The following is a 13,359-nucleotide window of genomic DNA, read 5'->3' as shown; positions in this document are numbered from 1 at the left end:
AGCAGGCAAATCTAAAGAAAGAATAAAGCAGCCCCCCTGATCGCAAAAAAATTCGCATCACCCGAATTGCACTCACAGGAGTGCGCTTCAGATGATGCGAGACATGACGTGACCGAGTCCATCAACAGGGCTACTTGATTCCAGTCGTTGCAATCCCTTTGATGAACTGTTTTTGAAAGACGAGAAACACGACAATCATTGGAATGGTAAGCAGGATCGAACCCGCCAAAACACTGTTCCAGTAGGCGTTGTACTGGCCGTAAAACGAATTCAGCCCGACCGGCAATGTATACATGTGCTGACTTGTCTCAAGCATGAGCGGCCAGAGAAATGAATTCCAGTTCCCCTGGAACGTGAGAATCGTCTGCGCCGCGAGCAGCGGCGACGCAAGCGGCAAATAGATTCGGAAAAATACGCCCCAGTGGGACAACCCGTCAATCCGCCCCGCCTCTTCCAGATCCTTTGGCATCTCAAGAAAGAACTGACGAGCGAGAAAGATCATGAATGCATTCATGAGAAAAGGAACGGTCAAGCCTTGGTACGTGTCGATCCAACCGATCTGTGAAAGCATGATATAGATTGGCACGAGTAGCACTTGTCCCGGAATCATCATGATTGCGAGAAAACAATAGAACAAAAAGCCGCGTGCCGGAAATTTAAGCCTTGCAAACGCATAGCCGGCAAGTGTGTTGACCACGAGATTGCCAACCGTGACAAGCACGGCGACGATCAAGCTATTGAGCAGCCAGCGCGCAAAGGGAAACTGCCCCATGATGTACGTGTAATTGCTGAGTGTCAAAGTATTCCACGGAACAAATGTCGTAAACACTTCAGATGTGGGTTTGAGTGATGTATAAATCGACCATAAAAAGGGGGACAGCGTGACAAAGACATAGCCGATGGCCACCGCATAAAACAGGATGGTTCCTATCCCCATCTTGTTCTTTCTCGTTTGTGTCTTCATCATTGATTCTCCCTCCCGAGCACGAAGTTTTGAATCAGTGTCAAAATGAGAATGACGACAAACAAGAAAAACGACATCGCAGACGCATACCCCATGGCCATATCCCGGAACGCCTTGTTAAAGATATCAAGCACCACGGTCATCGTGCTGCCAATCGGACCGCCCTGTCCATTTGAGATGACATCAACTGTATCAAACAATTGAAAGGTTCCGATCATCCCCATAACCACGATCAGAAACGTCGTCCGCCTCAGGAGCGGCACCGTGATATAGCGAAGCATCGACACACCGCCAGCGCCGTCGATCGACGCCGCCTCATAGACGTCTTCTGGAATCGATTGCAGACCCGACAGATAGATGATCATAAACTGTCCGACCGTCGTCCACACGCCGATCATCATCACAGCGAGAAGCGCCGTCGAGGGATTGTTCAGCCAGTTTGGCCCCTGAATCCCAAAAATAGAAAGAAAGTTGTTTAAAAGGCCCGTCTGTCCAAAGATAAAAACAAACATCACACTGACTGCGACAGATGACGTGACAGAAGGAAGATAATAGGCGACGCGAAAAAAGCTTTTCCCGCGAATGCGCTCGACAATCAGCGCGAGAAACAACGCAATGGCGGTTTGTACGGGAACGACGACAAGCGTATACAAAGACGTGTTCCATAGCGCCTGCAAAAAGACGGGATCAACGAAGAGATGAAGATAATTGTCAAATCCAGCCCAGGTGGCCGCCTGCGGATCGAGATAGTTGAAGTGTTGGAAGCTGATATAAAAGGAATAGATGATAGGTCCCAACAGAAAAATGACGAGCGACGCGAGTGCTGGCAAAACGAAGAGATAGCCAGCCAACGCCTGATCGACGGCACTGCGTGTGATGCGGCGACGTTTCATCTTCGGAAGTTTCGCCAATTCCACCCCCACGGTGTAGCCCCCTCCTCAAAATTTCACGTGCGCCCCGCAGAATCGACGCGAGACGCACGCGAGAATGGCAGATTAATAGTTGCTCTGAGAACTGAGCGTGCTTGCCGCGTTTCCGAGCACCGTTTGCGCGCTCTGATGCTTGAGAATGCCTGCCTGCGTCGCGTTGTTGATCGCGTTGACAAAGTTTTGACCCAACAGGCCAAACTGGTATGGATACGCGTCTTTGACGCCATTGACAAACGCTTTGTACGAAGGCCAATCTTTTAGGAACAGTGGCTCTTGGCTCTTGCGCGCAGGCATCGCAATTCCGCTTTTTGCGGTCATTGCGAGCGCTTGCGGACCTGTCATGAAGAACAAAAGTTTTGCCGCGGCAGCCGGATACTTTGTGGCTTTCGCCATTTCATACGCAACGGTATACACCATGTTCGAGTCGTGACCGTTTAGCGTAGGGAAGTTTGTGATGTTGTATTTCATTTTAGGCGCAGTCGATTGCTGTGATGGTACGATCCACGCGCCTTCTGCGGTCATCGCGGCGCGTCCTTCTGCGAACACCTGTCCGCCCCAACTCGCGCCCTGAAGCGTCGGGTTGACAAAGTAACCTTTCTCGTTCATCTGCATGAACCAGTTAAGCCCCGCAAAGTTGTTCTTGTTCGGGAACGTCGCGAGACCGCGGCTCGTGTTGTAGTAACTGCCACCCATGTCGCGAATGAATGGATAGTAGCGCGCCACGTCGATGGGGAAAGAGATCGGCACGATGCCCTTGGCTTTTAGCTTTGCGGCATCCACTGCGAATTGCGCCCATGTCGCAGGAGGCGTTTTGATTCCGGCTTTTGCGAGCAGCGCGGGGTTTGACTCAAGCGCGAGCGTGTTGAAGTCTTTTGGCAAACCATAGATCGTGCCGCGGTACGTGAATGCTTTGACGAGATTTGGATAGAAATCTTTGACTGCGACATGATCCTGCGCGATAAAGTGATTGAGTGGCATGATAACGCCCGATGCCTCGAGTTGCGGGGCGTACGAAGAGTCGACATAGAAAACGTCCGGTGCAGTATGGGATGCGAGCATTGGTTGCATAACTTGTAGGTAGTTACCCGTCACCACGCGGACCGACACATCGATGCCTGGGTTTTCCTTCATAAAGAGCGCGGCTTGGTTGAGTACCAGTTGATGCTCAGCGGGACTGGAAGACCACTGCCCGAGTGTGAGATGGATCACGGGCGCTGCCTTGCGCGGTGCCGCTTTGTGCGTTGCCGCAAAGGATGGGGCGACTTGTACCAATCCAGCCAAAAGGGCGCCACTTGCCGCGATGCCAAACCACTTGTTTGCGTTCTTCTTTTTCATTTGAATTGACCCTCCTCTGATTGACCAACATTTGCTCATTTCTCACTGCACACCATGAACATTCATGTCTACTTCTTCCGCATCACCCCTCTCAGAATGGATCGTCCCGATCTTCCACGGGCCACCCTCAAGCTGTGCGCGATAGCGGGTTTGGTTCTGTTCATCCCGCTCAAGCGTCACACTCAGCGTCGCTTCACCAAGGCGCATACCTTTGACGCTTAGTGCATCGACGCCGTCTGGCAGGACGGGGTTTAGCTCGATGATGCCTGTGAGCGCATCTGGCCTTGCCCCGAGCAGCGCCTGCAAAACCATGCAAGGCGTTGCGGCCGCCCACGCCTGAGGCGAACAAGAGACGGGATACGGTACAGGCTGATGAACAAGATCGGAGGAGAGTCCGCCAAAAAGTTCAGGCAAGCGGTGATGCTCCATCTTCGACGCAGTGCGATTGAGCGCACCCGCCGCTTTTGCGAGCGCTTCGTGAAAACCGTAATTCGCGAGTCCCGCGATGATGAGCGCGTTGTCGTGCGGCCAGATGGTCCCGTTATGATAGCTGATCGGGTTGTAGGAAACCTCATGCGTTGACAGCGTGCGAATGCCAAACCCTGAGAACATATCGTCAGAGAGCAGGCGCGCCGCCACCCTTTGCGCTTTGTCGCGATCAAGTATCCCGCCAAAGAGGACGTGCCCCATATTGGAGGCTGCGGTTTCCACACGTGTTTTCTGTCCATCCAGCGCGTGTGCGACAATCCCTTTTTCCTCAATCCAGAATGCGTCGTGAAAGTTTTTTCGCAAGCGCGCCGCACGTTCCCCAAATTGAGCGGCCTCCTGCGCGCGTCCCAGGTGGCGATAAATCGGCGCAAACATGCGGTAGGCCCGATACACATATGCCTGAACCTCACACAGTGCAATCGGCGCTTGCGCAAGTCTGCCGTCCGTGTGCGCCACAGAGTCGCCCGAATCCTTCCACCCTTGATTGGAGATGCCGCGCTCTGATTCGCGGTAATACTCGACAAAACTGTCGCCGTCGCGATCTCCATCGCGCTCAATCCAGGCAAACGCGCGATCGATCGTCGGCAACAACTCGCGCAGCGTTTTTTCGTCCCCCGTCCACGCAAAATAATCTGCTGCGAGACATAAAAAGAGAGGCGTCGAGTCAATCGATCCGTAATACGGGCCAAAAGGCAATTCGCCAATGCGTGTCATCTCGCCGACGCGCAGTTCATGCATGATCTTTCCCGGCTGTTCATCGCGCGCAGGATCGTAGTTCTTACCTTGAAAGGCAGCCATCGTCAAAAGCGTGCCGCGCGCCACCTGCGGGTCAACGGGCAACAGTTGAAGCGCGGTGATCAGACTGTCCCGGCCAAACGGGACCGCGTACCAGGGAACGCCTGCGACAGGAAATGTTCCATAGCCAATATCGGAGAGCAGCATCCGGATATCCTTGATTCCCCGGTCGTACCACGCTACAAAGGAAGCATCACCGCTAACTCTCGTGGTCTGTGCAAGCCACAATTGATACGCGCTCTCGACCTGATCCAAATTCGTAGATTCTGTGTAAACTGAAACGTTTCGGATACCGTGGATTTCTTCGGTTTCCAGGCGTTCCCCCGAATTCTGCACCTGCGGCAAAACAGTCAACACATACGTCTCTTTTCCTTGCGCTCTAACGCGGATCGGCAGACGAAGCGTGATTCCGCGCTCAGATCCTGCGCTCATCGCGCCATTCCCACGCGTTTCTTCTGTCCGCATGCGCAGCACCTGATCCTCGCCGTCGCCCTCGCGTGACGTGGTATGCACGTCGTTCAGCGCGTCATCCGTCTCTTTTGCCGCATCCCCCACATGTGTAAGCGCAAAATTTGTCGTCAGTATCTGTCCATCAACCGCCTGATACGAAATGCGCGCGGTGTGTCCCGCCAGTTCTTTTTGAATGGAGCGACTGAGGTTTTTCGGAGCGTAGCCGCGCACTTCAAACATGTCGCGAAAATCCGCGTCAACGTGATAGACCAACGTCAAATCAACCGCTTTTTTACCGAAGTTCTCAACCGTCACCTCATCGCGAAACGTCTGCCCGTCAACCGTCCGTTGATTTGTCACCAAAATGGACTGCCCCGGAAACGTTTCTGCGACAGGATTCCCTTCATTGCTATAGTGGTAGACAGAGCGATAATTTCCGGACGCATCCGCGTCAAGCAGCGTGAGCTTCAGCGGCTCAATATCCATCGCCAGCACGGAAAGCATGCGCGTATCTTTCGTAAAAAGGCCATAGCCAAACGCATCTTCCTCCGGGTGCGGAACCCGTCCATCCCCTTTGGAAAGAAGAAATAAATCGTTTTCTTTGATGACGTGAAAATCCATAGCCGACACCCTTTCAAACCACTTCATCCAGCAAACTTCACGCCGCCGAAACCGCGACACACCCTATTTATGCGAATGCACCCGAACATTTTGGCAATCATTTATAGCAAATTGAGAAAACGCATACATTCATCCGAAACGTTTCGGAAAATAAACAAAAAAATCCTTTCACTCAAACCATGTCGCACTTTGCGTGACAACCGCCACACCTTCAGGAGGAGGCGCGCACAATCAACTCGGGTGCGAGCATCCTGCCCTGCGGAAAACCATCCGCATCCATCATCTCGACAAGCATCTCTGCCGCCGTCACGCCGATTTCGTATCGCTTCTGGCGAATTGTGGAGAGTGCAGGCGTTACAACTTCTGACAATTCCACATCGTCAAATCCAACGACCGCCAAATCCTTCGGCGCGTTGCGACCGCGCTCGTGCAAAAAGCGGAGTCCGCCAATCGCCATCAAATCGCTGGCGTAAAAGATCGCCGTCAATTCCGGATGCTTTTCAAGGAGAATCTCACTCGCCTGTTTCCCGCCTTCCAGCGTAAAATCAGACTCAAACACCGGAAGTTGGTCCGCTCTAAACCCGGCGCTCACCATCGCCTCTTCATACCCGCGGCGCCGATCCATGCTGACCGCCGCCTGGCTGTGACCGTTTACAAATCCAATCTTTTTGTGGCCTCGCCCGAGAAGATGGCGAACCGCAAGCTTGGCGCCGTACACGTTGTCTGTCATGACATACCCGCAGCGATCACTCAAAAGCGGCACATCAATGACGACACTCGGCAGCGGCGACTCCACGATCTCATGCAGATACGGGTCATCCAATCGCAGCCCCATCGCGACAACGCCTTCCACACGGCGCTCTGTGCAGAAGTCAAGATACGTAATCTCGCGTTGACGCGTCGTCGTCGTACTGACGAGTATCAGATCGTACCCGAGTTCCGCGAGTCGATCCTGCATCCCGTAAAGAATCGGAAACAGGTAGTAGTGGCCCGTTCGTCCCTTGCTAAGCTCAGAAACCAAAAAGCCGATCGTGCGCGTGCGATTCGTGACAAGACTGCGCGCAACCGCGTTCGGACGATAGTTCAACTCCTCCGCCACGCGCATGATACGCCGACGCGTCTCTTCACTCACATCGCTATACCCATTCAATGCGCGCGAGACGGTAGTAATCGAGACGTCCGCCGCTTTTGCCACTTCGCGGATGGTAACTGGCAACGTTGCGCCCCCCTACCCACTCACTCGCCGATCTCACACTGCTTTGTTACGCCCGAAGCGATAGGCCTTGATCGCCAATTTCCTCGGACACCCTAGCAATCTTTTGTGATTCTTCCTAAACAAAGTATATCCAAAACGTTTTGGATGCGCAACCTGTTTTTGGTGTAGCCTATCGAGCTTAAACTTTACGCACTTCAATCCGTACTTAGAATGACACAGAGATCTTCCCTTTTCCCCAATTGAAGTGATACGTTTTATAATGATGGTGCAGCACGACACAGGATATCGCAGAAGTGTTGAAAAGGACGAGGGTAAATCATGCTTGACAATCAAACCGTACAACCAGGAACCCATCCCTACAGTCGATGGCTCGCACTTGTTTGGATCGCACTCGCAGAATTATTCGCATTAAGTCTATGGTTCAGCGCGTCCGCTGTCGAACCTCAATTGGAGGCACAGTGGCATGTCGGACCAGTGTGGGGAGCATGGTTAACAGCTTCTGTCCAGATTGGATTTGTCGTTGGCGCTTCTACAAGCGCGTATGTAAGCATCGCCGATCGCGTACCATCAAGAAGGCTCTTTGCTTTGTCAGCACTCACTGGTTCCATCGTAAACGGACTGCTACTTTTTAGTCCCGGGATCGATCAATCCCTCATCTTACGATTTCTTACAGGGATCACCCTCGCAGGAGTCTATCCTATCGCGGTAAAAATACTGTCCCAGTGGTTTCCTACGAAACGGGGAATCAGCATGGGCATTCTCATAGGAGGATTGACGCTAGGGTCTGCACTACCTCATTTTATTCTGTTGTTCATGACATCCATCGACTGGGTATGGATTATACGGATCAGTTCACTCCTGGCACTGCTCTCCGCTGTCCTCATTCTTTTTCTTTTACCAGATGCCCCACAAATTTCGATCAAGTCGGCCCCCGTTTCACTGAAGATGCTGCAACAAGTGATCAGGAATCGTCCCGTCATGCTTGCCAATTACGGGTATTTCGGACATATGTGGGAGCTCTATGCCATGTGGACGTGGCTCCCCATCTTTTTAACCGCGAGTTTTTCATACACGATTCACGGAAAATCCCTGCAACACGCCAGTACATTTTACGCCTTCTTGGTCATCGGAATTGCCGGGGCAGCCGGCAGCACGCTTGGCGGCGCCTTCGCAGACAAGATTGGCAGGGCGCGCCTTACAAGCGTCGCGATGACGATCAGCGCTATTTGTTCTGTTGCGATCGGCTTTACCTACCGAGACCCCGTGTGGATTACGATCACAGTGGCAAGCATTTGGGGATTCTCAGTGATCGCCGATTCCGCGCAATTCTCGGCTGCCGTCACGGAGTATGCAGAACCACAATACACAGGCACCGCACTCACGTTTCAAATGGCCATCGGATTTCTCGTCACAGTCGTATCGATCAACTTGATTCCATACCTGCAAAACCAACTAGGCTGGCGCTTTGTATTTTCAATTTTAAGCATCGGCCCCCTACTCGGCATCCTGGCGATGATTCGACTGCGAAAAGAGGAGGTATTCCATGCCAAATCGCACTCGCTGCCATCGTGATCTTCGTAGTAATCGATATCCACGTAAACGAGCGTGTTGCCAATACACATGATCCATGTGATAGTACGCATCAAATAACGTTGCGATGGCATACTTTTGAGTGAAACGGAGGTACAAACGGGGTGCCAGAGACCATGACAACTACGCGCGTTCAGATGTTTTAAAGTTTGTAGAGGAAGCAATGGAGCAGATCATATATCAAATTGTTTTGGAGCGAAAGAATGACCATTCAGAAACTCCGTTAGCTCAGGTTATTTATGATCTTGATTTGGATGTAAATCGAATTGCTTTACTGAGTGACAGCGTTGAGGAGGAATAATGTTAACGGTAGTAGAGGTTTTAAACGATCTACTCAAACCATACCATGTGGAGATACGTTTCAGCAAAAAAGCCGTCGAGGATTTGTCTGTTTATAAAACGGAACAGAAGGAAAAAATCCTTGCCCCGATCATTGCTCGAACTAAAAGGGGCACTGATTAAACCCTATGGTATTGGCGACCCTCTACACGGTGAACTGCACGGATTCACAAAAATAAAGTCGAAAAATCTAGCTCTTCAAATTGGCCATGCGGAATCCTATTTTACATAGTTTAGTGGATCATTCGTAACATCTTTTTTATACACGCATCTTTAGTTTCGTATCGATCAACAATTGAGAACATCATGTGTCTAAATTTCATTGGATGTTTTTTCAATTTCTATTTAACTTTAGAGATATTCGCGATAGGTAATGACTACCAATCAGTGGAATCAATACGCACCAAAGAACGATTACCGGATATACATAACGCTCGATTGGAAGAAAGGCAAATTGCACTACTGTGAGAAGGATGCTTGTTGCAGCCAGCGGACGTAGTGCGAGCCGTCTGAGACTCACAACCGCAGAGAGGCCACCTAGCACACAAATCAATCGATGCACCCATATGAAAGCTTTACTGTTGGCAAAAAACCAAAGCAACCATGGACTATAAAAAAGAGGAGGTATCTTCCCAATGGTATACCAGCCTAAGTAATACCAGAAGTGATGTGTGAATCCATGCCAAATTCGTCTAATCGCATACGTCTGGAGCCCCCAATGACTGTCCAACGCCATGGCAAGTAAATGATTTAGTGATATATGGAAATATGGATCAGAGCCTTGGAGCAATGGATTTCCCGCCTCGGACGAGAGAAAAATGAAATGATGAAAATCAAGTAGGTTGCGCACCCACCACGGAATCATCGTTATGACAAAGCCCAAAATTAAAGCAGCAACAAAAGGAAACACCGTTGCAAATCGTTCGGTAAGCAAAACTTTCAATGGTCCAGCTTTTGGTTTTAACCAGATAAGCAATGCCCATAGCGGAAGAAGGATTCCTGCCGTAGGACGTACCAACGTCGCCAACCCGAGAATCAATCCAACAAACATGTATCCCCGTATACTCTCCTTTTTTTGGGCGTCAACAAAGACAATAACGACCAAGAGCAATACAGGAATATACAGCGCCTCCGTCAACATCATCGAACCAATGAATGCATTGGGAAGATAGAATACAGAAAGCCACGCTGCGGCAATTCCGATATAGAAATTTGCTAACCTTCTCGCCAACGCATAACTCACCCAAGTAATGGAAACGGTGAATAGCTGTTGGATGAGAAAGAAAAATCGAATAAAGGAGGAAATCTGTGAATGCTGCCCCAGCCCAAAGACCCTAAGCAACTCATACAATCCCGCCACGAAAAGAGGATAGCCTGGCGTGACATAGGCATCGGGCACTCGTCCGAAACCCAAGTAGTGTTGATATACAAGGTGCCTCGCCATTTGGTCGTAGCGTATCATATCACCCGTCAAGGTGTACGAAGAATGCTGCCACACCCATATATGGAAGATAAGTGTTGTTACTAAAACGATGGGAAGCGCTGAGTCATGAAAGATTGATTTGAGTATTTTCTTTTTCTTCGTAAACGCCGTAAACCATTGATTCATCATGATGATGTCCCCATGTAGTCAGCGCGTGAAAAACGCCAACAAGCAAGAATGATTGGAATGGCAATCCAGATGATCAGCACGCTAATTCCGGTCCAGAGAGAAATATTCATGTTCATCTTTGATGACAAAGAACCCATCCAGATTTTCATTAAATCTAGATATGTAAAATAGAATGGCAAAATCCATAGATGTGCATCAGCTATCCGACTGATTAAATACCCTGTACATACGATGAACAGTGAAATAACCGTGCTGACAAGTGGGGATGCGGTCAATGTGGAAACAAGCACGACCAGACTCGTTATTGCCCATTCAGAAAGAACTGTCAACCCGATCGAATAAATCAATACGGCCCACTGGGGGATCACAAGTGCCTGTTTTAAATCAATAACTTGTATTGACTGGCCATGTATACCTGAACCATTTATTATGGATGAGATAGGCACAAATTGATAAGCAATGCCCACAGCAACGGGCTGTCTCAACCCACCAAATCCCATCATGAGTGTGCCGATAACAAATAGACCTAGCATAACGATGATCGTCATAATCATCGTACTCGTCAATCCAAGTATCCATTTTCCCAAAAGAATTTGTGCACGAGAGATCGGTTGAATAATGAGTAAGCGAATTGATCCCGAGTTTCTCTCTGATGATAGTACATCAGCAACAAGGAGAACAATGATTAATGGAATAATAAGGTCAGCAACCGTTGGCATAAAGTGATTAAAGTATTGCATGGCAGTCGGATTCCAAGTGGGTCGCGGCCTTACAGAATTCTTCAGTTCATACTTATCTATAAGAATCATTAATTGGTTTTGTGCCTGAGCAGCGTTTGTATTAGCATTTCCCTGAAGGCGAACAGACTTAAATCTTGATAAAAGTTCGCTCTTTAGATATTTCGTCCAATCTTTCGATGAATAGGATAATTCCTGGTTTTTTAGAATTTTTATTTGAAGAGAAGCGTTATTCAATTGTTGTCGATAGAACTGTTGATTTCGCGGATCCGTCTTGAGACGTTGCATCAATCCAGAATAATACTGCTCGTACCCTGCTATTTGGTAGGATGGTGACATCGCTTCGCTTCGGACTGCATATTGATGTAGGCCAAATCCATAATAGATACTTATAGGAACCATGAACAGAGATAGGATCCAAAGCCGTCTTCGACGCACCAATTTTGCCCATTCAAAAATAAAAACACGAAGAATAGAAATCCCTCCTAGCGTTAAACATGTATATATGATCAAAAATAGCTCTCTTCTAATAAATCTTCGAGTGAACGCGGTATTATTTTTGCGGAAAAAACGTCAATATTTGAAAATACGAGATGTCGTATGATGAGTGGAACAGTAGAACTCTCGATCTGTCCTTGAATTTCTTGATCTGAAACCATATGAAACCCCCAACCTTTACACTGTAGGATTTCGATGGCGTTTCTCGGATTACTGACACCAATAGCAATAAAGGGTTTATTTTCGAAGTGTTGCAATTCATGAATCGTCGATTCTCGAATGAGTTTTCCGCTTTTAATCATCACGATACGATCACATGTGTATTCAACTTCGTGCAATAAGTGACTTGACATCAAAATTCCACTACCACTTGCAGATAGTTGCTTGAGCAATGATCGAAGGAATCGAATGTGCAATAAATCAAGTCCATTTGTAGGTTCGTCCAGAACCAGAAGTTTAGGTTTCCTTATCAAAGCCTGTGCGATGCTGAGACGTTGTAGCATCCCCAGAGAGTATGTACCTACCTTATTGTGAATGCAATCTTGTAACCCTACTAATGCGACAGCCTCTGAGATTCGCATCTCTCTTTCTAGTATGTTCGCCAGTCTAGCGAAATGGTTCAGATTTTCTCTTCCAGTCAAATAGGGATACATCGCAGCGTTGTCTAATACAGCCCCCACATGTCGAAGTGCACGTACCCGATCACGGTTCATATCATGTCCACAAATTACAATTTTTCCAGAATCAGGACGTATTAAACCAAGAATTAATCCAAGAGTTGTCGTTTTCCCTGCCCCATTGGGACCAACAAGAGCAACGATTTCCCCTTCCCCAACAGAGAAGGACAAATTATCAACTAGGGGTTTATTAAAACCTGACCTTGAAACGTGGCTAACCTGCAAAACAGACATAGATCCTCCTAATTTACTAAAAGGTCGTTTGACGATCTTATCTCTCAGGAAAAGCGCGAATACATCTTAAATCAACTTATGGATAGTTTGGGTATACCGATATCTCCAAATCTCTGAAGACGTCGGCACCATTTGCTGTCTAAAAGAGCTAATACCAGAGATATCCGTTTCCTTGGAGTTGACCGGAACCAGCATTATATACTTGCAACTCGTAGGATCCAGGGGCAACATCCCAATAAACCCAGTAATCAGACGTCTGGTTTCCATTTACTACATTCCATGCTGTTGCCGGTTGACCATTTGTATAATCTAACCGATACCACCCGACCGTATTTCCACTTGGACTTGACTGAACGAGTTCTAGTCCGACATTCTCATAATTTGTGACTGCGATCGCTGGGCCGAATGTAGAGGACGTATTCGGTGACAAATTCCAGCTATAGTTAGATGATGCAGTCGAATTGGGAGCAATGCTAGATGTGGTTGACTGGGTAGCTGCAAATGCCGATCCAGAAGTCACAGCCACGGGCAATACAAGCATAATACAACCTGCAACAAGTGTTACAAAATTCTTTTTGATGTTTCGAAACATTTAGTAGACCCTCCTATTTTTTTTATAACCTCCGATGCAATGTTAATGATATGATATAAATGTGTTATCATGAGTTATGCAGTTGCTGTATAAATTTGGATCTCTATTTTTGTGTAAAGTTTATGAAATCACAATAAAACTATTGACATTTCTGGTACACCCCAAAAATCGACGAGAAGGCATCTAACGGCCTATCTCTTAGCGATGTGGGTGTGAACCATGGCTCGTTTATGTAAACCTGGATTCAAAGAACTCTCGTCTTTCAGTCGTGTGGGTGGATC

The 13,359-nt window shown here is 48.5% G+C and carries 10 protein-coding genes; 1 reads left to right on the top strand and 9 read right to left on the bottom strand.

Going from position 1 to position 13,359, the window contains the following annotated elements:
* Positions 1 to 130: 130 nt before the first annotated feature.
* The 5 genes from ATW55_RS07900 to ATW55_RS07880 form a co-directional block, all read right to left on the bottom strand.
* Positions 131 to 967: a carbohydrate ABC transporter permease gene (locus ATW55_RS07900; RefSeq protein WP_082685653.1), complete on the bottom strand. Its 837-nt coding sequence runs from the start codon at positions 965 to 967 to the stop codon at positions 131 to 133.
* Positions 964 to 1,887 (bottom strand): carbohydrate ABC transporter permease, encoded by a 924-nt coding sequence (locus ATW55_RS07895; RefSeq protein ID WP_235587055.1) that lies wholly within the window; start codon positions 1,885 to 1,887, stop codon positions 964 to 966. The genes ATW55_RS07900 and ATW55_RS07895 overlap by 4 nt, the downstream gene beginning before the upstream one ends.
* A 72-nt stretch (positions 1,888 to 1,959) precedes the next feature.
* Positions 1,960 to 3,228 carry an extracellular solute-binding protein gene (locus ATW55_RS07890; protein ID WP_067715244.1) on the bottom strand — a complete coding sequence of 423 codons (1,269 nt, stop codon included), beginning with the start codon at positions 3,226 to 3,228 and terminating at the stop codon, positions 1,960 to 1,962.
* A gap of 42 nt (positions 3,229 to 3,270) precedes the next feature.
* On the bottom strand, positions 3,271 to 5,583 hold the full coding sequence (locus ATW55_RS07885; RefSeq protein WP_067715241.1) for a glycogen debranching N-terminal domain-containing protein: 2,313 nt from the start codon (positions 5,581 to 5,583) through the stop codon (positions 3,271 to 3,273).
* 211 nt (positions 5,584 to 5,794) lie between these two features.
* Positions 5,795 to 6,799, bottom strand: a complete 1,005-nt coding sequence (locus ATW55_RS07880) for a LacI family DNA-binding transcriptional regulator (protein ID WP_067715238.1) — start codon at positions 6,797 to 6,799, stop codon at positions 5,795 to 5,797.
* Positions 6,800 to 7,117: 318 nt separating this feature from the next.
* Here ATW55_RS07880 and ATW55_RS07875 point away from each other — a divergent pair, with 318 nt between their 5' ends.
* Positions 7,118 to 8,371 (top strand): MFS transporter, encoded by a 1,254-nt coding sequence (locus ATW55_RS07875; RefSeq protein ID WP_067715235.1) that lies wholly within the window; start codon positions 7,118 to 7,120, stop codon positions 8,369 to 8,371.
* A 691-nt stretch (positions 8,372 to 9,062) separates the two neighbouring features.
* On the opposite strand, the gene ATW55_RS07865 is transcribed toward ATW55_RS07875, so the two are convergent.
* The 4 genes from ATW55_RS07865 to ATW55_RS07850 form a co-directional block, all read right to left on the bottom strand.
* A complete protein-coding gene (locus tag ATW55_RS07865) occupies positions 9,063 to 10,340 on the bottom strand; it encodes a glycosyltransferase family 39 protein (RefSeq protein ID WP_067715228.1) in 1,278 nt (425 codons plus the stop codon).
* The gene (locus tag ATW55_RS07860; protein ID WP_067715225.1) at positions 10,337 to 11,590 is read right to left on the bottom strand and encodes an ABC transporter permease; all 1,254 of its coding nucleotides are present in this window, start codon (positions 11,588 to 11,590) and stop codon (positions 10,337 to 10,339) included. The genes ATW55_RS07865 and ATW55_RS07860 overlap by 4 nt, the downstream gene beginning before the upstream one ends.
* Entirely contained in the window at positions 11,587 to 12,486 is a 900-nt protein-coding gene (locus ATW55_RS07855) for an ABC transporter ATP-binding protein (RefSeq protein WP_067715222.1), read from the bottom strand. Before ATW55_RS07855 ends, ATW55_RS07860 begins: the two co-directional genes overlap by 4 nt.
* Positions 12,487 to 12,634: 148 nt before the next feature.
* A complete protein-coding gene (locus ATW55_RS07850; protein ID WP_067715219.1) occupies positions 12,635 to 13,078 on the bottom strand; it encodes a hypothetical protein in 444 nt (147 codons plus the stop codon).
* Positions 13,079 to 13,359: the final 281 nt, after the last annotated feature.

It is taken from the genome of Ferroacidibacillus organovorans, assembly GCF_001516615.1.
GTDB lineage: Bacteria > Bacillota > Bacilli > Alicyclobacillales > SLC66 > Ferroacidibacillus > Ferroacidibacillus ferrooxidans_B.
Note: the sequence above shows the minus strand (reverse complement) of the source record. Positions and strands in the feature narration are given on the sequence as shown.

What these genes read in the sequence shown, in the direction of transcription:
- ATW55_RS07900 (WP_082685653.1), bottom strand. Translation starts at nt 967, where the DNA reads ATGATGAAGACACAAACGAGAAAGAACAAGATGGGGATAGGAACCATC.
- ATW55_RS07890 (WP_067715244.1), bottom strand. Translation starts at nt 3,228, where the DNA reads ATGAAAAAGAAGAACGCAAACAAGTGGTTTGGCATCGCGGCAAGTGGC.
- ATW55_RS07885 (WP_067715241.1), bottom strand. Translation starts at nt 5,583, where the DNA reads ATGGATTTTCACGTCATCAAAGAAAACGATTTATTTCTTCTTTCCAAA.
- ATW55_RS07875 (WP_067715235.1), top strand. Translation starts at nt 7,118, where the DNA reads ATGCTTGACAATCAAACCGTACAACCAGGAACCCATCCCTACAGTCGA.
- ATW55_RS07865 (WP_067715228.1), bottom strand. Translation starts at nt 10,340, where the DNA reads ATGATGAATCAATGGTTTACGGCGTTTACGAAGAAAAAGAAAATACTC.
- ATW55_RS07855 (WP_067715222.1), bottom strand. Translation starts at nt 12,486, where the DNA reads ATGTCTGTTTTGCAGGTTAGCCACGTTTCAAGGTCAGGTTTTAATAAA.
- ATW55_RS07850 (WP_067715219.1), bottom strand. Translation starts at nt 13,078, where the DNA reads ATGTTTCGAAACATCAAAAAGAATTTTGTAACACTTGTTGCAGGTTGT.